We start from the raw sequence: 20,122 nt of genomic DNA, 5'->3' as shown, positions 1-20,122 counted from the left end.
TCCTAATCAATATGTTCTTCTTTACTATAAATGAAAAGGATGACAGAAGCAAAAAAGCTCGCTTGTACAAGCGAGCTTTTTTATATCAGTTGTTAAGCAATAATTACTTAACTTCTACAGAAGCGCCAACTTCTTCAAGTTTAGCTTTTGCTTCTTCAGCTTCTTCTTTAGAAATACCTTCTTTAAGAGCTTTTGGAGCGTTATCAACGATTTCTTTAGCTTCTTTTAAGCCAAGACCAGTGATTTCACGTACTACTTTGATAACTTTGATTTTTTGTCCGCCAGCACTTTCAAGTACTAGGTCAAATTCAGTTTTCTCAGCAGCAGCTTCACCAGCAGCACCGCCAGCTACAGCTACAGGAGCAGCAGCAGTTACGCCAAATTCTTCTTCGATTGCTTTTACTAAATCGTTAAGTTCTAAAACAGTCATATTTTTAACTGCTTCAATGATTTGTTCTTGAGTCATTGTTAATTTCCTCCTTGTGATTGTGTTATATATAACAGACTAGATTATGCACCTTGTTCTTCTTTTTGATCTGCCACAGCTTTTGTAGCAAGAGCAAGGTTGCGAATTGGAGCTTGAAGCACGCTAAGCAACATAGAAAGTAAGCCTTCGCGAGATGGTAGTTCTGCAAGTGCTTTAATTTCTTCAACAGATGCAACATTACCTTCAATTACACCAGCTTTGATTTCTAACGCTTCGTGTTCTTTCGCGAAGTTGTTTAGAATTTTAGCTGGAGCAACAACATCTTCTCCACCAAATGCGATTGCATTTGGACCTACTAACGCATCATTAAGATCTGTTAGTTCAAGTTTTTCTACAGCACGGCGAGTTAAAGTGTTTTTGTAAACTTTGAACTCAATGCCTGCTTCACGTAATTGCTTACGAAGTTCAGTAACTTCAGCAACATTCAAACCACGGTAGTCAACGACAACTATTGAGTTACTCGCTTGAAGTTTTTCAGCAATTTCGTCTACGACTTGTTTCTTTTGTTCAATTACGTTGCTCATCTTTACACCTCCTGTAGATTTCCTTCCGTACACTCAGACAAGGTGCAATAAAAAACCTCCATGACAATAAAGACATGGAGGTGTAGTAAGCGAACCATAACGTTTCACTAATTTATCTCACACACCTCGGTAGGAAATTAAGCTTTGCAGCACCTACTGTCTACGGTACAAATGTTATTCTTTTTAACAACATTATCTATTATAATCAGGGACTTTCAAAAAGTCAACACCGATTTATTTCCAAATTTATTAAGCAGAGAATGAAGCAGTATCAACTTTGATACCAGGGCCCATTGTTGAAGTAACAGCTACGTTCTTCATGTATGTGCCTTTTGCTGCTGCTGGCTTAGCTTTTACCATAGTTTCGAAGATTGTAGTGAAGTTTTCAACTAACTTGCTCTCTTCGAAAGATACTTTACCAATTGGTACGTGGATGTTACCAGCTTTATCAACGCGGTATTCTACTTTACCAGCTTTGATTTCGTTAACTGCTTTTTGAACATCAAATGTTACTGTACCAGTTTTAGGGTTTGGCATTAAACCTTTAGGTCCTAATACACGACCAAGTTTACCAACTTCACCCATCATGTCTGGAGTAGCTACGATTACATCGAACTCGAACCAACCTTGTTGGATTTTGTTGATGTAGTCAGCATCGCCAACGTAGTCAGCGCCTGCAGCTTCAGCTTCTTTAGCTTTTTCGCCTTTAGCGAATACTAATACACGTTGAGTTTTACCTGTACCGTTTGGTAGTACTACTGCACCACGAATTTGTTGGTCAGCTTTCTTAGGGTCAACTCCTAAACGGAATGCTACTTCTACAGTTGCATCAAATTTAGTTGTGTTTGTTTTCTTTACTAATTCAATCGCTTCTTGTACTGAATAAGTTTGTGTACGATCTACAAGCTTAGCAGCTTCAACGTACTTTTTACCTTTTTTAGCCATTTTTGTTTCCTCCTTATGTGGTTTTAACGGAATAACCTCCCACTAATAAAGGTTGCGAGCATAGGAAAACTTCCATTTCTCGCAACCTTCTAACACCCAATCAAATGGAATTAGTCTTCAACTACGATTCCCATACTGCGCGCTGTACCTTCTACCATGCGCATTGCAGATTCAACGCTAGCAGCGTTTAAGTCAGGCATTTTAGTTTCAGCAATCTCACGCACTTTGTCACGCTTGACTGTTGCAACTTTATTACGGTTTGGTTCACCAGAACCAGACTCAATACCAGCCGCTTTCTTAAGTAGTACAGCAGCAGGTGGAGTTTTCGTAATAAATGTAAATGAACGGTCTTCAAATACCGTGATTTCAACAGGAATGATAAGACCAGCTTGATCAGCTGTGCGAGCGTTAAACTCCTTACAGAAACCCATGATGTTAACACCGGCTTGACCTAATGCAGGACCAACTGGTGGCGCTGGATTTGCTTTACCTGCAGGAATTTGTAACTTAACAAGTTTAATTACTTTTTTAGCCACGAGACACACCTCCTTAAGTCCGTGATGTGGTAATAGGGCGATGCCCTCCCACTCAATGTTCTTTATATATAAAATAAAGAAATAGTTGTTTTAGTCTCTAGTTTTGAGACATACTGACTTATGAAATATTAACATTAAACTTCATGAATTGCAAGGTCTTACAGATTATATTTTTTCAATTTGTGTAAAGTCTAGCTCTACTGGCGTTTGTCTTCCGAACATATCCACATGAACCTTAACTTTACGTTTATCTGTATCGATTTCTTCAATGGTACCTTCGAAGTTTGCAAACGGACCTTCTTGAACCAATACTGTTTCTTTTAGTTCAAAGTCAAAGTCAGCATGCTTCTCGTCCATGCCCATTTGTTTTAAGATCATTTCTACTTCTTCTGGTAGAAGAGCAGTTGGCTTTGATCCAGAACCTGCTGAACCTACAAAGCCCGTAACGCCAGGTGTATTACGAACTACATACCATGAATCATCCGTCATGATGATTTCAACTAACACGTACCCTGGAAATACTTTTTTCTTTGTAATCTTTTCTTTGTTGTTCTTAATTTCTCTTTCTTCTTCTTCAGGAACAACAACGCGGAAAATTTTATCTTGCATACCCATTGTTTCTACGCGCTTTTCTAAATTTGTTTTTACTTTATTTTCATATCCAGAATAAGTATGGACTACATACCAATTTTTCTCCATTTCTGAGGACTATACGTCCTTCCCTCCCAGCTCACTATAAAATAAGATGTCCTAATCTATTGCACAGACAACGCACTAGGAAAATAGTTGACTCCTAGCACAATCATTCTTAAAGCAAATTAAAAAACCCGTCTCCGGGCTTTTCTGAAAAAAACATAATTTAGCTTTATTATACCATGATTTAAGTCAATTTATTCAAGGGATTAAACGAATAAGTGACGAAATTCCGTAATCAACTACTACAAAAAAGAGTGTCATAAATACAACTGTAGAAATAACAGTAATTGTATAACGAGTTAGCTCATTTTTTTTAGGCCAACTTACCTTCTTCATCTCACGCCCAACATCACGCAAGAAATTTCCTACACGGTTCATGTTTGTAACCTCCAATAAATTAAAAGGGGTATTAGTCTGTGCAGATTATTGATCTACTTTGTTTCACGATGAATCGTATGTGCGTTACACGTTTTGCAAAACTTCTTCATTTCTAAACGATCTTCGTTTTGCTGTGTGTTTTTCATAGTCGTATAGTTACGACTAGCGCATTGCACACACGCAAGTACAACTTTTTTACGCATAATGTCAACCACCTATAGAGTGATAATGTCTATAAAAAAGTATCACAGACTTTCTTAGCATGTCAATATGAGGATAGAAGGCTACATTGTGATTTCACGAATCTCGAGGTAGCGCTCTAATTTCCTCTTCACACGCTGAAGTGCATTATCGATGGATTTGACGTGGCGGTTTAACTCTTCTGAAATCTCTTGATAAGATTGACCATCTAAATAAAGAACGAGAACTTTTCGCTCAAGATCACTTAACAGTTCAGCCATCTTTAATTCAATATCATCAAACTTCTCTCGATTAATGAGCAACTCTTCTGGATTTGCTACTTTTGTCCCCGAAATAACATCCATTAAGGTTCGGTCGGACTCTTCATCATATATTGGCTTGTCCAATGATACATAAGAGTTTAATGGAATATGTTTTTGCCTTGTTGCGGTTTTAATAGCGGTAATAATTTGCCTCGTAATGCAAAGTTCAGCAAAAGCTTTAAACGAAGTTAGCTTATCTTCTCTAAAATCTCTAATTGCCTTATATAACCCTATCATACCTTCTTGTACAATATCTTCACGGTCTGCCCCAATTAAAAAATATGACCGCGCCTTTGCTCGCACAAAGTTTTTGTATTTATGAATCAAATACTCTAATGCGTCAATATCGCCTTTATGCACAAGATCGACAACTGTTTCATCCTCTTGTTGTTCGAAATGAGCATGCAGTTTTCTCCCATAATTATCGCCCATATCGATCCCTCCGACCGCACAGTAGATAGAAATATTATACAGTAGCTAATTCCGTACCGTCAATAACCTCACCGCTGTCCCCGGCGCCATTTTTCGAAAATTTCGGCTACTTGATTGGAAAGTTGAATGCGTGCCGCTGGCTTTTGATTTTGAATAGACTTCACATCAAGATTAATATGTTTCTCAATCTGCTCAATTTCGTTGTACAATTCTCGAGCAGAAATTCTAAGCGCACCTTGTCCAAAGATTGCCCACTGCTCCGTAAAATCAGATGTAGCAACATGAATCTGTGTCTTTACATTGTTTAGCTCTTGAGCCAGCTTTTCAATGTACTCATCCGCTGTTTCATTTTCTCTTGTAAATACAACGTCAACCTTATGATTTTTTGCCTTCTTTTCAATTCCTTCGACCATATGAGCATCGAAGACAATAATGACACGATAACCCATATATGCTTGATACTCTGCCATCTTTTCGATTAACAGGTCTCGAGCACTGGCTAAATCATTATCTCTAAGCTTTCTTAGGTCGGGCCACGCACCTATCATGTTATAACCATCCACCAGTAGAATATCCATTCTTATTCACCTAGAGGATGGCGTTTTCGGTAAACCTCATACATGAGAAGACTAGCTGCTACAGATGCATTTAACGATGTAACATGCCCAACCATTGGAAGCTGTACAAGGAAGTCGCATTTTTCACGAATCAAACGACTCATGCCTTTTCCTTCGCTTCCAATCACTAACGTAAGCGGCATACCTCCATCTAAGTTGCGGTAATCATCGCTTTCTTTCGCATCTGTTCCAACAATCCATACGCCTCGATCTTTTAATTCATCAATCGTCCTTGATAGGTTTGTTACCCTTGCTACGGGAACATGTTCAATTGCTCCTGTAGAGGCCTTAGCTACAGTGGCGGTTAATCCAACTGAACGGCGCTTTGGAATAATAATACCGTGTGCGCCAACGGCATCAGCTGTTCGCATAATAGAACCTAAATTATGGGGATCTTCAAGCTCATCTAACAGAAGAAAAAACGGACTTTCATTACGTTTTTCCGCTAAGTTAAATAAATCATCTAACTCTGCATACTGATAAGCAGCAACTTGTGCAGCTACTCCTTGATGAATACCGTCTACCATTTGCTCAATTTTCTTTTTCGGTACAAACTGCACCAATACACCATTACGTTTTGCTAACTGCGTGATTTGCCCCATAGAACCGCCTTGCGATCCTTCGGCAATCCATAGTTTGTTAATGTCGCGCCCAGACTTTAGGGCTTCTAGGACCGGATTACGTCCAATGATAAATTCATGTTCCATGATTCATTCCTCCCTCTCCTTCATCGATGAAAGAGATAGCTTTAGTAATAAGTTCCATCATTCTTTCTTCTTCACCTAAAAGATACAAATAGCCTACGACCGCTTCAAATGCCGTACTGTAGCGATACGTTTGCACATCTGTGTTTTTAGGGACTGTACCGGACTTTGCATTGCGTCCTCGGCGCAGTACACCTTCTTCTTCTTCAGTAAAAAAGTTTTCATTTTTAAAATAATATACGATTTGCGCTTGTGCTTTTGCTGATACATATTTTTTAGCTTTATTATGAAGCTGGTTAGGGCGCACTGTCCCTAACACCAGCAGGTGGCGGCGAACATGTAAATCAAACACCGCATCACCCATATAAGCAAGAGCTAAGCTATTTAGCTGTTTTACATCTAATTTACTGCTGCTCATAACACTATTATCCTCTTTTCCATCTTGTTCCTTGTGCCGTATCTTCTAAAATAATATTTTTAGCCTTTAATTCATCTCGAATTTGATCTGCTAATTGGAAATTACGATCTTTACGAGCCTGAATACGATCTTGGATCAATTGATCAATTTCTTCGTCTAGAAGTTCAGCTTCTCCAAACGTAATGCCTATTGCAGCACCTAATTCTTTAAACTCTTTAATAAAGGCTTCAATTACATCTGTAGACGTTGTTTGTTCTAACAAATACAAGTTAGCTTGCTTTGCTAGCTCGAACAGAACAGAAATGGCATTTGCCGTATTAAAATCATCATCCATCTCTTCAACAAACGTTTCGCGAAGCTCTTTTAGCTTTTCGAACCATTCTGAAGCATCTTCTTGAAGATTTGTTGCTGCCTCTAGACGGTGAGTTAAGTTGCCGTAAGCTGTTTGCAGACGCTCAAACCCTTTGCGCGTATTCTCTAAAATTTCTTCGTTATAGTTAATTGGGTGACGATAGTGAACAGATAAAATAAAGAATCGAAGTAGGGAAGGATCATGCTTTTTAATAATGTCATGAACTAACACGAAGTTCCCTAGTGATTTAGACATCTTTTCATTATCAATATTGATATATCCGTTATGAAGCCAGTATTTCGCAAACGATTTCCCAGTGAGCGCTTCTGATTGGGCAATTTCATTTTCGTGATGAGGGAAAGCTAAATCCTGGCCGCCTGCGTGGATATCAATTGTATCACCTAAATACTTGCGTGCCATCGCAGAGCACTCGATATGCCAGCCTGGTCTTCCTTGACCCCAAGGGCTATCCCATGCGATCTCTCCATCTTTGGTTGCTTTCCAAAGAGTAAAGTCTAATGGATCTTCTTTCTTTTCTCCAACTTCGATACGAGCACCGGATTGCAATTCATCAATAGACTGATGTGATAATTTTCCGTATCCTTCAAACTTACGTGTACGATAGTATACATCACCCTCTGACTCATATGCATATCCTTTTTTCACCAGTTCATCGATGAACTCAATAATGATATCCATATTTTCAGTTACGCGTGGATGCACATCGGCATGCTTGCATCCAAGAGCTGACGTATCTTCAAAGTAGGCATCGATAAAGCGGTTTGCGATCGTTGGAACATCTTCTCCTAACTCTTTTGCTGCCTTAATTAATTTATCATCCACATCTGTGAAGTTTGAGACATACTCCACATCGTAGCCTCTAAATTCTAAATAGCGGCGCACCGTATCAAATACGATCGCAGGACGCGCATTTCCAATATGAATATAGTTATACACGGTCGGTCCGCACACGTACATTTTGACTTTGTTTTCTTCTAGCGGTACAAACGTCTCTTTTTGACGTGTTAACGTGTTATATAGCTTAATTGCCATGGTGAATCTTCCCTTCTTTTAATTCCTTTAATTGATTTTGCAGGTGTAAAATTTCTTTCTCTAGCTGTTTGAAACGCTCTGCATCTGGATCTGGTAAATCTTGATGATTCAAATCTTTTGGAATCCGGACGCCATTTTGAATGACGACTCGGCCAGGGATACCAACAACCGTTGAGTTTTCTGGGACGTCATTTAACACAACTGAGCCCGCTCCAATTTTGGAGTGCGCATGAATCGTAATCGACCCTAGTACTTTAGCACCTGTTGCAATTAAGACATTGTCTTCGATCGTCGGGTGACGCTTTCCTTTTTCTTTCCCTGTTCCTCCGAGTGTTACTCCTTGATATACTGTTACATTATCTCCAATTTCGCACGTTTCCCCAATAACAATTCCCATTCCGTGGTCAATAAAAAATCGGCGGCCAATTTTCGCACCCGGATGAATTTCAATCCCTGTGAAGAATCGGCTAATTTGTGAGATTACACGTGCCAGAAAAAACCACTTTCTTTTAAAAAGCCCGTGAGCTAATCTATGTGCCCAAATAGCATGCAACCCCGAATAGGTTAATATCACTTCAATATAACTTCTTGCTGCAGGATCTTGTTCAAATATGGCCTCAATGTCTTCCTTTAACAACTTTAGCATCATCTCACCCCAATTCCGCTATTCCTCTATCTACTCTACTCATTGATTGTATAAAAAAACGCCCCTATGTCAAATGACACAGAGACGTATATACGCGGTTCCACTCTGTTTGGATCAACAAACGATCCCAACTCTTCTCTCATAACGTGAAAGTACCCGCTTTTGCCTACTTACTTAGTAGCATTCAACAAAAGACTCAAAGGCGCACTTCAACAAGTTTTGTCATAGGTTACTTTCAGCCGGTGATAACCCTCTCTGATATGCAATGAACTTGCCTACTCTTCCTTCTCAACGATATCCATATTTGATTATTTTATCATATGGGCAAAATAGAAATTTGTTAACTATAAATGCTTTCTAAACGAGCTAAAACTGTTTCTTTCCCTAAAAGAGAAATAGCTTTTGGAAGCTCAGGACCGTGTGTTTCGCCTGTTGTTGCTACACGAATTGGCATAAATAGTTTTTTACCTTTTTGACCTGTTGCTTTTTGTACAGCCTTTGTTGCTGCCTTAATTTCATCAGCGCTGAATTCTTCTAAGGAAGAAATCTCTTCAGCAAATGCTTTTAACACTTCCGGTACTTGCTCTTCAGCAAGCACTGCTTTTGCTTCTTCACTGTAATCAATTTCTTTCTTAAAGAACATTTCAGTAAGTTCAACAATCTCGGCGCCAAAGCTCATTTGTTCTTGGTATAGAGCGACTAGGTCACGTACCCATTGTTCTGTTTCTGCATCGCGCGTTTCTTCAACTTTTCCAGCTTTCACTAAGTGAGGAACTGATAAAGCTACTACCTCGTCTAAATCCAATTGTTTCATGTATTGGTTGTTCATCCAACGTAATTTGCTTGTATCAAATAGTGCTGGAGATTTTGATAAACGAGCTGGGTCAAAAATTTCAATGAACTGTTCTTTAGAGAAGATTTCTTCTTCTCCCACAGGTGACCAGCCAAGCATTGTAATAAAATTAAACAGTGCTTCCGGCAAGTAGCCTAATTCTTTATATTGCTCAATAAACTGAATGATTGACTCATCACGTTTACTTAGCTTACGGCGATTTTCATTTACGATCAATGTCATATGACCAAATACAGGAGGCGTCCAGCCTAAAGCTTCATACACAAGAATTTGCTTCGGTGTATTAGAAATATGGTCATCTCCGCGTAGAACATGTGTCATCTTCATTAGATAATCATCAATGGCTACAGCGTAATTATATGTTGGTGTACCGTCTTTTTTCACAATAACGAAGTCACCAATGCCTTCAGACTCAAATGATACTTCATCTTTGACAATATCATTCCATTTAATTTCTGTGTTACTAGGAACACGGAAGCGAATGCTTGGCTCACGGCCTTCTGCTTCTAGTTCAGCACGCTGTTCAGCTGTTAAGTTACGGCACTTCCCTGAATAGCGCGGCATTTGACTGTTCGCCTGCTGTTCTTCACGCTCTTTTTCAAGCTCTTCTGACGTACAGTAACAGTGATAAGCTAATCCTTTTTCAAGAAGTTCTTCCGTATATTTTTGATAGATTTCCGTACGTTCAGACTGGCGGTAAGGACCGTACTCGCCGCCTACGTCGATACTCTCATCCCATTCAATACCTAACCATTTTAAATAGCGCAGCTGACTTTCTTCTCCGCCTTCGATATTACGCTTTTGATCTGTATCTTCAATACGGATAATAAATTTACCGTTTTGATTTCGTGCAAATAAATAATTAAATAGTGCTGTTCTTGCATTCCCTATATGAAGATGTCCAGTTGGACTCGGGGCATAACGAACTCTTACTTCGCTTGACATAACTAAGATGACCTCCAATTTAATATTACTTATAGTATGTATTTATATATTTTAGACATGTTCTAATTTTATCACCAAATAGGTATCTGTCAAAGTCAACTGTTTTTATTTTTGATAAACTAAAACGGCTGCTTGGGCGGCAATTCCTTCTTCACGTCCCGTAAAACCTAACTTTTCTGTTGTTGTTGCCTTGACGTTAATTTGAGAAATGCTTGCTTCTAACAGCTGCGCAATACGCTCTCTCATTGGTTCAATGTAAGGAGCCATTTTAGGTTTTTGCGCGATAATTGTGCAATCTACATTGCTTAATTCATAGCCTTCATCTTTTAGTAGTTTCCATACGTGTTGAAGAAGCTTTGCTGAATCAGCATCTTTAAATTCAGGGTCTGTATCCGGAAAATGCTTTCCGATATCTCCTTTAGCCGCCGCTCCTAATAAGGCATCTGCGATTGTATGCAACAGCACATCTGCATCTGAATGGCCTAATAATCCTTTTTCATACGGAATTTCTAAACCGCCGATGATTAAAGGTCTTCCTTCTGCAAATTCATGTACGTCGAAACCTTGTCCTACTCGAATGTTCATTTTTCCACTCCTTCAGTCCTGTTTAGCTTTGTTAATATAGCTTCTGCATATAACAAATCTTCTGGTGTTGTTAGTTTTATATTATCGTAATTTCCCTCTACAATCGATACTTTTTGCCCCGCTCTTTCTACTAAGCTTGCATCATCGGTGCCTAAGTATTCATTTGTTTTTGCTTTTTCGTGTGCATCCATTACTACATCAAAAAGAAAAGCCTGCGGCGTTTGAATAGCCCACAAGCTAGAGCGCTCAACTGTTTCAATGACAGTACCCTGTTCCACACGCTTAATTGTGTCTTTTACTGGAACAGCCAGCACAGCAGCCTTATCACTAGCAGCTTTTTCTACTAACTCATGGATTGTGTTTTGTTGAACAAATGGACGAGCGCCATCATGAATTAATACCATCTGAGCCTGCTTTAAACTTTTAAGACCGTTATAAACGCTATGTTGACGTTCATCGCCCCCAACTGTCAATGATTGAACCTTTTGAATTGGATATTCGATTAATAACTCTTCAAAAATCTCCACTTCTTTTTCGTTTACGACTAGTACAATTCCACTGCACCAAGGATCTTGTTCGAATTTTTGCAGCGTATGAATGATAAGCGGAACGTTTTGAATAGTTAAAAATTGTTTGTTCCGCCCCGCTTTCATTCGCTTCCCCTGACCTGCAGCTAACACGATAATTTCATACTTCATAGGTATACTCCCTTTACCTGTTACGTCACAGTGCTTTTTCTAATAACTTGGGTTTCGCAAAAATCATACGGCCTGCTGAGGTTTGGAGTACGCTCGTCACCAGTACATCAATTTGCTTTCCAATATAATTTCTTCCTTCTTCTACCACGATCATTGTACCGTCATCAAGATAGGCAATACCTTGATTGTGCTCTTTACCGTCTTTTATAACCAATACGTTCATTTCTTCTCCTGGAAGTACAATTGGCTTGACGGCATTTGCTAAGTCATTGATATTTAAAACGCCAACATTTTGAAGTTCACATACTTTATTTAAATTAAAATCGTTTGTCACGACCAAACCGGAAGTCAGCTTTGCCAATTTAACCAGCTTGCTGTCTACTTCTTGAATGTCTTCGAAATCGCCTTCATAAATTTCTACCTTCATTGCCAGTTCTTTTTGAATACGGTTTAGAATATCTAGACCTCGTCTACCTCTGTTTCGTTTTAGAACATCCGACGAATCAGCAATATGCTGAAGTTCCTCAAGCACAAAGCGCGGAATAACAATCGTTCCGTCTAAAAATCCTGTTTGACAAATATCTGCGATACGGCCGTCAATAATAACGCTTGTATCTAAAATCTTAAGAGACTTTAATGATTCTTCGTTATCTGTTTCTTCTTCTTGTCCTTTTTTCTTCCCAATTCGAGCCGGCATCGAAAACACGCTTACAAGTTCATCACGTTTTTTAAACCCGACTTGAAACCCTAAGTAACCTAAAAGAATACTTAGAAAGATTGGTAAAATGGTACTTACTACTTGAAGTTGAATTCTGCCTAAAAAAGCTCCGACCAAGTAGGCCACAATAAGCCCTAAAATCAATCCTAAGCTCCCGAAAAGCACATCCGTTACAGGCGCCTTCAGTAACGCCTCTTCCACTCGGCGAATTAATTCAACTATATAATCAACAATCCAAAACGTGACAAGGAAAAACAAAATGGCTCCCAGTATTGCATCGACGTAAGGCTTTTCTAGAAATGCTACATCTTGCAGATTTAATAATTGAATAAGTTCAGGTATAAAAAAGACACCCAATGTACCACCTGTAATAATAAAAAATAACTGTACAAAACGTTTTAACACGCCTTCACCTCCCTTTATCATTATAAACAGTTTACAATGATTGAAACCTGTTATTTAACCAAAAAACAGAATTTGTAAACAAACTGTCACTTTTTTGGTATTTTCACAATATCTTAATGAATCAAACATTTAATGTCAATTAATATCCTATAGCTGACGGTTTGTAAGATGCTGCTCTTTTAGTCTTTTTAGGCCTTCTCTGATTTTCCTTGCTCGAATTTCACCGATGCCTTCTACCTCATCCAATTCTTCTACCGACGCATCTGCTATCGTTTTTAAATCCCCTAATTCATCAATGAGATTTTCAATAATAATCGATGGAAGTCTTGGAATTTTATGAAGCATTCGATACCCTCTAGGAATAACGCTGTCTTCAAAGCTTGTATACATAGGATATCCCATTAAGCGAAGGAGCGTTTGGTCATCGAGAAGAACATTATTTGACGGCTGCTGCATGCGTTCAATTACTCGGTAAGGGTCAAAGCTGAGGTCATACATATAATCTTTGATTAATAAAGTTGCTTCTTCCTCTAAGTGGGAAAGTAGTTCATTCATTTGGAGACGGATTAGTCTTCCTTCTGTTCCTAACTCGCTAATATAGCTCAAAATTTCATTTTTAATACGCAGAACCATTTCTGTACGATGAAGCGACTGCAGCACATCTGTATGAGTTACTTGCTCTTCAAACTCTAATGCACTGAGACTTGTAATCGATTCGTCTAATACCGCCTTGTACTTTTCAAGTGTCCCAAGCGCTTGATTCGCTTTTGCTAAAATAACACTAATGTCTTTCAATACATACTGCAGAGACCCTTTGTAAAGCGTAATCACATTTCGTCTTTGTGAAATGGCTATCACCAATACACCTGACTGCTTAGCTACGCGCTCTGCTGTACGGTGACGCATTCCTGTCTGTGAAGAAGGAGTAGAGGGATCTGGCATGAGCTGAGCATTAGCAAATAATATCTTGCTTCCGCTGTCGTTTAAAATAAGCGCTCCATCCATTTTGGCTAACTCGTATAAATGCGCAGGTGTAAATGCACAATTAATCGAAAATCCTCCATCTACCATCTTTTTGACTTGTTCATTGTAGCCCATAACAATTAAGCCGCCCGTCTTTGCCCGCAAGACGTTATCGATACCGTCACGAATAGGGGTTCCTGGTGCTACAAACTGCAGAATTTCTGATATTTGTTTTTGACTAACTGTTGTTTTTTCTCCTTCCACTGCTTATCCTCCTAATGTATATTGCAGAGCCTCCGCTACTGTTGATACCCCAATCACATCAATACCATCTGGGACTTTCCATCCTCCTAAATTTTTCTCCGGGATAATAATTCGTTGGAACCCTAATTTTACCGCTTCTTGAACGCGCTGTTCAATTCTAGACACTCGGCGTACTTCACCTGTTAATCCTACCTCTCCTACAATAACATCTGTAGCGCTAGAAGCAGCATCTCTGAAGCTTGAAGCAATGCTAACGGCTACAGCTAAATCGATTGCTGGTTCATCTAATTTCACTCCACCTGCTACTTTTAAATAAGCATCTTGATTCTGCAGCAGCATTCCTACACGCTTTTCTAAGACAGCCATGATAAGCGAAACGCGATTATGATCTACTCCCGTCGCCATTCTTCTAGGGTTTCCAAAGCTCGTTGGACTGATTAGCGCCTGCAGCTCTACTAATACGGGTCTTGTCCCTTCCATTGAAGCGACAACAACCGATCCTGCTGCTCCCTGAGATCGTTCTTCTAGAAAGATTTCAGATGGATTCAATACTTCTTCTAGCCCACTTTCTTTCATTTCAAAAATGCCCATTTCATTTGTAGATCCAAACCGGTTCTTAACCGCTCTTAATATACGATACGTATGATGGCGCTCTCCTTCAAAATAAAGAACCGTATCCACCATATGTTCAAGAAGTCTTGGACCTGCAATGGCCCCTTCTTTCGTTACATGACCCACAATAAAGATGGCAATTCCATTCGTTTTAGCAACACGCATTAGTTCAGCCGTACACTCTCGCACCTGTGAGACGCTTCCTGGCGCTGATGTCACATCAGCATGGTAAATGGTTTGAATTGAATCAATCACCACAAAATCAGGCTGCATGCTTGAGATGGCCTCTAGTATTAATTCTAAGTTTGTTTCTGCGTGAACATAAAGCTCTTCAGCTTTTACACCTAGCCTGTCCGCTCTTAACTTCGTTTGTTTGGTTGATTCCTCTCCCGAAATATATAGTACTTTATTTTGTTTCATTGCTAACTGCGCAGAGGTTTGCAAAAGTAAAGTAGACTTTCCGATACCCGGATCTCCCCCTATTAAAACGAGTGACCCTCTGACAATGCCTCCTCCTAATACACGATTTAACTCTGCAGAAGGTGTAAAAATTCGTGGTTCTGTTGTAGATTCAATCGCTGTAATTGGCTGAGGTTTTTGAACTTTAGAAGCAGTAGCTCCGGAAAAAGCTCCTCGGCGTGATGATTTCGTTTCTTCCATTTCTTCTACCATAGAATTCCAGCTTCCGCATCCGGGACATTTCCCCATCCATTTTGCTGATTCATATCCGCAATGCTGACATGCAAATTTTGTTTTTCGTTTCGCCATTATGTTATCAATCTCTCCGTTCATTCAATCGATTTCTATCTCTATTGTACACTATTTCCTAAGCTAAAATAAAAAGGGAGGCATACGTGTTTTTTCGTATGCCTCGTCTTGGTTTGAGTAAATTTAGCTGATGCTGCTTGGAGCGGAGGATTTAACAACAAATTCTCCTTTGTCTACATCTAGCGTCACTTTCTGACCTTTTTGAACAACCCCTTTTAGCAGCTCTTCAGATAAACGGTCTTCAATATGTTTTTGAATTGCTCTACGAAGTGGACGAGCACCGTATTCTGGATCAAAACCTTCCTCTGCAATCTTATCAATTGCCTCTTTTGTTAATTCAAGATCAATTTCTTGCTCTTTTAAGCGTTTTGTTAACTGATCCGCCATTAATTTAACGATTTCAGCTAAGTGAGGTTTCTCTAATGAATGGAAGACGATAATTTCATCGATACGGTTTAGGAACTCCGGACGGAACGCGCGCTTCATTTCCGCCATTACTTTTCCTTTCATATCTTTGTAGTCTTGCCCTTCTGCTTCTACTGTGAACCCTAAGTGCTTGCTTCGTTTTAATGTATCAGCACCTACGTTTGATGTCATAATTAAAATCGTATTACGGAAATCAACTGTACGGCCTTTTGAATCTGTTAAGCGTCCATCTTCTAACACTTGTAATAAAATGTTAAATACATCCGGATGCGCTTTTTCAATTTCGTCTAAAAGAACAACTGAGTAAGGTTTTCTTCTTACTTTTTCCGTTAACTGGCCGCCTTCTTCGTATCCAACATACCCTGGAGGTGAACCTACTAAGCGTGAAGTAGAATGTTTCTCCATGTACTCAGACATATCGATACGAATCATTGCATCTTCATCGCCGAAGATTGACTCCGCTAATGCACGTGCAAGCTCTGTTTTACCAACCCCTGTTGGTCCTAAGAAAATGAATGAACCAATTGGACGTTTTGGATCTTTCAAGCCTGCTCTAGCACGGCGCACAGCTTTTGCAACTGCTTTTACCGCTTCTTCTTGCCCAATTACACGAGAGTGAAGAATCTCTTCCATGTTCAGCAGTCTTTCTGTCTCTTCCTGTGCCAGTTTAGAGACCGGTACACCCGTCCAGCTAGATACCACCATCGCAATATCTTCTACGGTTACAGCTGAGTTTTCTTTACCTTGCTGCTCTTTCCAAATTTTCTTTGTGTCTTCTAATTCTTCGCGTAGGCGTTGCTCTGTATCGCGTAAAGATGCTGCTTTTTCAAATTCTTGACTTTGAACAGACGCATCTTTTTCATTGCGTACTGATTCTAATTTTTGCTCTAATTCCTTTAAATTTGGCGGCGTTGTAAATGAACGTAAACGCACTTTTGAACCAGCTTCATCAATTAAATCGATTGCTTTATCCGGTAAGAAACGATCGGAAATGTAGCGATCTGATAGTTTCACCGCTTGCTCGATTGCCTCATCAGAAATAGATACTCGGTGATGCGCTTCATAACGGTCACGAAGCCCTTTTAAGATTTGAATAGACTCTTCCAACGTTGGTTCATCCACTTGAATTGGCTGGAAGCGACGCTCTAACGCTGCATCTTTTTCAATGTACTTTCTGTATTCATCTAAAGTGGTGGCACCGATACACTGAAGTTCTCCACGAGCAAGAGACGGTTTTAAAATATTAGAAGCATCGATAGCTCCTTCTGCGCCACCAGCGCCAATTAATGTGTGTAACTCATCGATAAAGAGAATGATATTACCTGCTTGACGAATTTCATCCATTACTTTCTTCAGGCGATCTTCAAATTCTCCGCGGTATTTTGTACCAGCAACGACCGTTCCCATATCCAAAGTCATAACGCGTTTGTCACGTAAAATTTCTGGAACTTCATTGTTGACGATTTGCTGAGCCAAACCTTCAGCGATTGCCGTTTTACCGACACCTGGCTCCCCAATTAATACAGGATTGTTTTTTGTACGTCGGCTTAACACTTCAATAACACGCTGAATTTCTTTCCCACGTCCGATAACAGGGTCTAAGCTTCCTTCGCGCGCTACAACTGTTAAATCGCGTGCTAAGCTGTCTAGCGTAGGTGTATTGGCATTTGAAGAGCCTCCGCCTTGATGGCTTGAAGCAGCTTCATTGCTACCTAATAAATGAAGCACTTGCTGACGAGCTTTATTTAGGCTGACACCTAAATTATTTAAAACGCGTGCTGCAACGCCTTCACCTTCACGAATTAAGCCTAGTAAGATATGTTCTGTTCCTACATAAGAATGACCAAGCTTTCGGGCTTCGTCCATTGAAAGTTCAATGACTTTTTTCGCTCGAGGTGTATAATGAATGGTCTGCGTTAATTCTTGGCCTCTGCCAATTAATGCTTCCACTTCTTTTTGAATTTTTTCAGTGCTTAGGCCTAGAGCAGAAAGAGCTTTTGCTGCAATTCCTTCACCTTCACGAACGATACCTAATAAAATATGCTCTGTTCCAATGTTGTTGTGACCTAGGCGTAGTGCTTCTTCCTGTGCTAAAGCTAATACTTTTTGTGCGCGCTCTGTAAATCTACCAAACATCATATAATCGTCACCCTCCACGTTTAATTTGTGTTTTTATTTATAGTGAGACGTTCTCGAATTAAGGTGGCTCTTTTAATGTCACGTTCTTGAGGCTTTAGGGGACCTCCCGAATACTTCTGTAAAAAGCCTGGCTGCGTCATAATGATAAGTTCATTCAATATATTTTGACTCAGTCCTTTTATATACCCTAAATCGATTCCTAATCGAACATCTGATAAACATTGTGAAGCTTCTTTTGACTCAATAATACGGCTATTGGCCAATACTCCATATGAACGATACACTCGATCTTCTAACTCTACATGAGATGTTTTAAACAGCGCGTCTCGTGCAGAGTGCTCTTGTGTAATTAACTGCTGTACGACACTATTTAAATCTGCCACAATATCTTCTTCAGATTTCCCTAAGGTTATCTGATTAGAAATTTGAAAGATATTCCCTAAAGCTTCGCTACCTTCTCCATAAATTCCTCTCACCACTAAGCCGAGCTGGTTAATAGCGGGAATAATACGATGAATTTGACGGGTCATCACTAAAGCCGGCAGATGCATCATCACAGATGCACGTAGCCCAGTACCCACATTTGTGGGACAGCTGGTTAAATACCCTCTATTTTCATCAAACGCATAATCTACGTATTTCTCAATCCAATTATCTACTTTATTCGCTGTGCTTAAAGCTTCAGATAATTGAAGGCCTGGAAATAAACATTGTATGCGTAAATGATCTTCTTCATTAACCATAATACTCAAATCTTCTTTTTCTGATAAAAAACAAGCTCCGTTGTTATCTCCTTCAGCCAAGTTAGGACTGATAAGATGCTTTTCAACCAACACTTGCTTTTGAAGAGGCTGTAATTCGTTCATCTTTAGTAAATGCAAATTCCACTGATTGGTGTTCTCACTTTTTTGAAAAACTTGCTCGAATACTCGAACCACTTCAACTGCTTGTTCTTTAGAAAAGAGAGTTGGAAAAAGATAATGAGTTAAATTTCGAGCCAGCCTGATTCGACTGCTTAGAACAATATCTGAATTCGAAGCTTCTTGACGCATCCAAGAGCTAACAGGCTGGGAAAAGAACAAATCCTGGGACATGAATTACGCTTCCTCCTCTCTCGATTCGTTCATCTTCTTTTCTAGTAATCGAATGTGATCTCGGAGTTCGGCTGCTTTCTCAAACTCCTCTTTTTCGATATACTCTTTTAAGTTCAATCTTAATGCCTGTAATTCCTTTTTTAAATGAAGATTACTTGCAATTCTTGCTGGTATTTTTCCATGATGCAGATAATTACCTCCATGCAGCCTCTTCAAGAAAGGAATAAGAGGTCGCTCAAATGTTTTGTAGCAATCTGCACATCCAAACCTGCCGATTTTAGCAAATTTTTGATATGTCATGCCACAAGTAGGACAAGAAAGAACCTCCTGACTTTGTTGCTTATAATTTTCAGTTACTGCTGGATCTAGGTTAAGTAGGCCAGCTAGTAAGTTATTGATTGAAAAACCTTGCTGATTTGAAAAAGAAAATGTATCTCCATTTTCTGAAGCGCATTGTTCACATACATGCATCTCCGTCTTTTCACCATTAATAATTTTTGTGAAGTGAAGAGTTGCAGGTCTCGTTTCACATTGCTGACAAATCATCCTGTCATCACTCCCTGTTCTAAATAAAATAGATCATGAGTTTATCGGTAGCGTAATGAATTAAGCATTGCTTTTAAAAGATTAGCCCTTAGCTCATCACGATAAGGAAGTTCAATATTAATAACTGAACGATTGATAACACTCAACATGATTTTTGCTTCTCGTTCTGTGATGACTTTTTCTTCAACTAACCTAATAATGACGTTTTCAGCACTTACTTGTGAAATTTCATTTTGAATCATCTCAATTACTTGCTGAAACAAATCCGCTGCATCATGCATTTTTACTTTTGCAATACGAATAAAGCCGCCGCCGCCTCGCTTACTTTCTACAAGATAACCTCTCTCAACTGTAAAACGGGTATTGATAACGTAATTAATTTGCGACGGAACGCATTGAAATTTATCAGCAATCTCACTGCGCCTTATTTCAACAATTTCTCTTTCACTTAATTCAAGTACTTGTTTTAAATACTGTTCGATAATGTCAGAGATATTTGGCACGCTGCCCCCTCCTTCTGACTTTGACTATATTTGACCTTAATTTAAATATAAAAGGAAACGAAAAAATTTTCAACTATGTACTATTAAAGTTTATTCTTTACTTTTATCGTTGCCACTAAAATTTATTTCAAAACCTGCAAATCGTGAATTTTATTGTTCTTACTATACTTTTTCATAAAACAAATAAATTGTAAACAAAAAAGGACTAGCTAAAATAGCTAGTCCTTTTTCAGGTGCCTGGCAACGTCCTACTCTCACAGGGACAAAGTCCCAACTACCATTGGCGCTAAAGAGCTTAACTTCCGTGTTCGG

The 20,122-nt window shown here is 39.3% G+C and carries 23 protein-coding genes, 1 rRNA gene and 2 other annotated features; all 24 genes read right to left on the bottom strand.

Annotation, left to right across the window (positions count from 1 at the left end):
- Window positions 1–103 precede the first annotated feature (103 nt).
- Window positions 104–466 (bottom strand): 50S ribosomal protein L7/L12, encoded by a 363-nt coding sequence (gene rplL, locus ACFX4N_RS28560; protein WP_013054917.1) that lies wholly within the window; start codon window positions 464–466, stop codon window positions 104–106.
- A 44-nt stretch (window positions 467–510) separates the two neighbouring features.
- Window positions 511–1,011 carry a 50S ribosomal protein L10 gene (rplJ, locus tag ACFX4N_RS28555; RefSeq protein WP_013054916.1) on the bottom strand — a complete coding sequence of 167 codons (501 nt, stop codon included), beginning with the start codon at window positions 1,009–1,011 and terminating at the stop codon, window positions 511–513.
- A 40-nt stretch (window positions 1,012–1,051) separates the two neighbouring features.
- Window positions 1,052–1,195, bottom strand: a sequence feature (ribosomal protein L10 leader region).
- A gap of 65 nt (window positions 1,196–1,260) precedes the next feature.
- Window positions 1,261–1,956 (bottom strand): 50S ribosomal protein L1, encoded by a 696-nt coding sequence (gene rplA / locus ACFX4N_RS28550; protein WP_013054915.1) that lies wholly within the window; start codon window positions 1,954–1,956, stop codon window positions 1,261–1,263.
- 110 nt (window positions 1,957–2,066) lie between these two features.
- The gene (gene rplK, locus ACFX4N_RS28545; RefSeq protein WP_013054914.1) at window positions 2,067–2,492 is read right to left on the bottom strand and encodes a 50S ribosomal protein L11; all 426 of its coding nucleotides are present in this window, start codon (window positions 2,490–2,492) and stop codon (window positions 2,067–2,069) included.
- A 165-nt stretch (window positions 2,493–2,657) separates the two neighbouring features.
- Window positions 2,658–3,191, bottom strand: a complete 534-nt coding sequence (gene nusG, locus ACFX4N_RS28540) for a transcription termination/antitermination protein NusG (RefSeq protein ID WP_013054913.1) — start codon at window positions 3,189–3,191, stop codon at window positions 2,658–2,660.
- A gap of 195 nt (window positions 3,192–3,386) precedes the next feature.
- The gene (gene secE / locus ACFX4N_RS28535) at window positions 3,387–3,566 is read right to left on the bottom strand and encodes a preprotein translocase subunit SecE (RefSeq protein ID WP_013054912.1); all 180 of its coding nucleotides are present in this window, start codon (window positions 3,564–3,566) and stop codon (window positions 3,387–3,389) included.
- 53 nt (window positions 3,567–3,619) lie between these two features.
- The gene (rpmG, locus tag ACFX4N_RS28530) at window positions 3,620–3,769 is read right to left on the bottom strand and encodes a 50S ribosomal protein L33 (RefSeq protein WP_013054911.1); all 150 of its coding nucleotides are present in this window, start codon (window positions 3,767–3,769) and stop codon (window positions 3,620–3,622) included.
- 81 nt (window positions 3,770–3,850) lie between these two features.
- Window positions 3,851–4,501, bottom strand: coding sequence for an RNA polymerase sporulation sigma factor SigH (sigH, locus tag ACFX4N_RS28525; protein ID WP_013054910.1), 651 nt, complete (start codon window positions 4,499–4,501; stop codon window positions 3,851–3,853).
- A 68-nt stretch (window positions 4,502–4,569) separates the two neighbouring features.
- On the bottom strand, window positions 4,570–5,079 hold the full coding sequence (locus tag ACFX4N_RS28520; protein ID WP_014462033.1) for an NYN domain-containing protein: 510 nt from the start codon (window positions 5,077–5,079) through the stop codon (window positions 4,570–4,572).
- A 2-nt stretch (window positions 5,080–5,081) separates the two neighbouring features.
- Window positions 5,082–5,825, bottom strand: coding sequence for a 23S rRNA (guanosine(2251)-2'-O)-methyltransferase RlmB (rlmB, locus tag ACFX4N_RS28515; protein WP_013054908.1), 744 nt, complete (start codon window positions 5,823–5,825; stop codon window positions 5,082–5,084).
- Window positions 5,815–6,240: a Mini-ribonuclease 3 gene (locus tag ACFX4N_RS28510; protein WP_192101318.1), complete on the bottom strand. Its 426-nt coding sequence runs from the start codon at window positions 6,238–6,240 to the stop codon at window positions 5,815–5,817. Before ACFX4N_RS28510 ends, rlmB begins: the two co-directional genes overlap by 11 nt.
- 7 nt (window positions 6,241–6,247) lie before the next feature.
- The gene (gene cysS / locus ACFX4N_RS28505) at window positions 6,248–7,645 is read right to left on the bottom strand and encodes a cysteine--tRNA ligase (RefSeq protein WP_025753194.1); all 1,398 of its coding nucleotides are present in this window, start codon (window positions 7,643–7,645) and stop codon (window positions 6,248–6,250) included.
- A complete protein-coding gene (gene cysE / locus ACFX4N_RS28500) occupies window positions 7,635–8,291 on the bottom strand; it encodes a serine O-acetyltransferase (RefSeq protein WP_013054905.1) in 657 nt (218 codons plus the stop codon). The genes cysS and cysE overlap by 11 nt, the downstream gene beginning before the upstream one ends.
- Before the next feature lie 77 nt (window positions 8,292–8,368).
- Window positions 8,369–8,592 (bottom strand) — a binding site (T-box leader).
- Between the two features lie 39 nt (window positions 8,593–8,631).
- On the bottom strand, window positions 8,632–10,089 hold the full coding sequence (gene gltX / locus ACFX4N_RS28495; protein WP_028412658.1) for a glutamate--tRNA ligase: 1,458 nt from the start codon (window positions 10,087–10,089) through the stop codon (window positions 8,632–8,634).
- 105 nt (window positions 10,090–10,194) lie between these two features.
- Window positions 10,195–10,674 (bottom strand): 2-C-methyl-D-erythritol 2,4-cyclodiphosphate synthase, encoded by a 480-nt coding sequence (ispF, locus tag ACFX4N_RS28490; RefSeq protein WP_013054903.1) that lies wholly within the window; start codon window positions 10,672–10,674, stop codon window positions 10,195–10,197.
- Window positions 10,671–11,372 carry a 2-C-methyl-D-erythritol 4-phosphate cytidylyltransferase gene (gene ispD / locus ACFX4N_RS28485; RefSeq protein ID WP_057275193.1) on the bottom strand — a complete coding sequence of 234 codons (702 nt, stop codon included), beginning with the start codon at window positions 11,370–11,372 and terminating at the stop codon, window positions 10,671–10,673. The genes ispF and ispD overlap by 4 nt, the downstream gene beginning before the upstream one ends.
- Before the next feature lie 25 nt (window positions 11,373–11,397).
- Window positions 11,398–12,495 carry a PIN/TRAM domain-containing protein gene (locus tag ACFX4N_RS28480; RefSeq protein WP_013054901.1) on the bottom strand — a complete coding sequence of 366 codons (1,098 nt, stop codon included), beginning with the start codon at window positions 12,493–12,495 and terminating at the stop codon, window positions 11,398–11,400.
- Window positions 12,496–12,642: 147 nt separating this feature from the next.
- Window positions 12,643–13,722 carry a DNA integrity scanning diadenylate cyclase DisA gene (gene disA / locus ACFX4N_RS28475; protein WP_013054900.1) on the bottom strand — a complete coding sequence of 360 codons (1,080 nt, stop codon included), beginning with the start codon at window positions 13,720–13,722 and terminating at the stop codon, window positions 12,643–12,645.
- Window positions 13,723–13,725: 3 nt separating this feature from the next.
- Window positions 13,726–15,102: a DNA repair protein RadA gene (radA, locus tag ACFX4N_RS28470; protein WP_057275202.1), complete on the bottom strand. Its 1,377-nt coding sequence runs from the start codon at window positions 15,100–15,102 to the stop codon at window positions 13,726–13,728.
- 123 nt (window positions 15,103–15,225) lie between these two features.
- Window positions 15,226–17,667 (bottom strand): ATP-dependent protease ATP-binding subunit ClpC, encoded by a 2,442-nt coding sequence (gene clpC / locus ACFX4N_RS28465; RefSeq protein WP_014462041.1) that lies wholly within the window; start codon window positions 17,665–17,667, stop codon window positions 15,226–15,228.
- A 20-nt stretch (window positions 17,668–17,687) separates the two neighbouring features.
- The gene (gene mcsB / locus ACFX4N_RS28460) at window positions 17,688–18,761 is read right to left on the bottom strand and encodes a protein-arginine kinase McsB (protein WP_013054897.1); all 1,074 of its coding nucleotides are present in this window, start codon (window positions 18,759–18,761) and stop codon (window positions 17,688–17,690) included.
- Window positions 18,762–18,764: 3 nt separating this feature from the next.
- Window positions 18,765–19,307, bottom strand: coding sequence for a protein-arginine kinase activator protein McsA (gene mcsA / locus ACFX4N_RS28455; RefSeq protein WP_013054896.1), 543 nt, complete (start codon window positions 19,305–19,307; stop codon window positions 18,765–18,767).
- A 41-nt stretch (window positions 19,308–19,348) separates the two neighbouring features.
- Window positions 19,349–19,810 carry a CtsR family transcriptional regulator gene (locus tag ACFX4N_RS28450; protein WP_013054895.1) on the bottom strand — a complete coding sequence of 154 codons (462 nt, stop codon included), beginning with the start codon at window positions 19,808–19,810 and terminating at the stop codon, window positions 19,349–19,351.
- 235 nt (window positions 19,811–20,045) lie between these two features.
- Window positions 20,046–20,122 (bottom strand): 5S ribosomal RNA (rrf, locus tag ACFX4N_RS31130); the annotation flags it as partial.

This window comes from Priestia sp. YIM B13551, from assembly GCF_042787905.1.
Classification (GTDB): domain Bacteria; phylum Bacillota; class Bacilli; order Bacillales; family Bacillaceae_H; genus Priestia.
Note: the sequence above shows the minus strand (reverse complement) of the source record. Positions and strands in the feature narration are given on the sequence as shown.

Excerpts from the sequence above, each read along its gene's own strand:
- clpC (WP_014462041.1), bottom strand. The coding sequence starts at position 17,667 with ATGATGTTTGGTAGATTTACAGAGCGCGCACAAAAAGTATTAGCTTTA.
- rplA (WP_013054915.1), bottom strand. The coding sequence starts at position 1,956 with ATGGCTAAAAAAGGTAAAAAGTACGTTGAAGCTGCTAAGCTTGTAGAT.
- rpmG (WP_013054911.1), bottom strand. The coding sequence starts at position 3,769 with ATGCGTAAAAAAGTTGTACTTGCGTGTGTGCAATGCGCTAGTCGTAAC.
- nusG (WP_013054913.1), bottom strand. The coding sequence starts at position 3,191 with ATGGAGAAAAATTGGTATGTAGTCCATACTTATTCTGGATATGAAAAT.
- ispF (WP_013054903.1), bottom strand. The coding sequence starts at position 10,674 with ATGAACATTCGAGTAGGACAAGGTTTCGACGTACATGAATTTGCAGAA.
- sigH (WP_013054910.1), bottom strand. The coding sequence starts at position 4,501 with ATGGGCGATAATTATGGGAGAAAACTGCATGCTCATTTCGAACAACAA.
- ACFX4N_RS28520 (WP_014462033.1), bottom strand. The coding sequence starts at position 5,079 with ATGGATATTCTACTGGTGGATGGTTATAACATGATAGGTGCGTGGCCC.
- cysS (WP_025753194.1), bottom strand. The coding sequence starts at position 7,645 with ATGGCAATTAAGCTATATAACACGTTAACACGTCAAAAAGAGACGTTT.
- radA (WP_057275202.1), bottom strand. The coding sequence starts at position 15,102 with ATGGCGAAACGAAAAACAAAATTTGCATGTCAGCATTGCGGATATGAA.
- mcsA (WP_013054896.1), bottom strand. The coding sequence starts at position 19,307 with ATGATTTGTCAGCAATGTGAAACGAGACCTGCAACTCTTCACTTCACA.
- gltX (WP_028412658.1), bottom strand. The coding sequence starts at position 10,089 with ATGTCAAGCGAAGTAAGAGTTCGTTATGCCCCGAGTCCAACTGGACAT.
- ispD (WP_057275193.1), bottom strand. The coding sequence starts at position 11,372 with ATGAAGTATGAAATTATCGTGTTAGCTGCAGGTCAGGGGAAGCGAATG.
- secE (WP_013054912.1), bottom strand. The coding sequence starts at position 3,566 with ATGAACCGTGTAGGAAATTTCTTGCGTGATGTTGGGCGTGAGATGAAG.
- mcsB (WP_013054897.1), bottom strand. The coding sequence starts at position 18,761 with ATGTCCCAGGATTTGTTCTTTTCCCAGCCTGTTAGCTCTTGGATGCGT.
- rplL (WP_013054917.1), bottom strand. The coding sequence starts at position 466 with ATGACTCAAGAACAAATCATTGAAGCAGTTAAAAATATGACTGTTTTA.
- cysE (WP_013054905.1), bottom strand. The coding sequence starts at position 8,291 with ATGCTAAAGTTGTTAAAGGAAGACATTGAGGCCATATTTGAACAAGAT.
- rlmB (WP_013054908.1), bottom strand. The coding sequence starts at position 5,825 with ATGGAACATGAATTTATCATTGGACGTAATCCGGTCCTAGAAGCCCTA.
- ACFX4N_RS28510 (WP_192101318.1), bottom strand. The coding sequence starts at position 6,240 with ATGAGCAGCAGTAAATTAGATGTAAAACAGCTAAATAGCTTAGCTCTT.
- rplJ (WP_013054916.1), bottom strand. The coding sequence starts at position 1,011 with ATGAGCAACGTAATTGAACAAAAGAAACAAGTCGTAGACGAAATTGCT.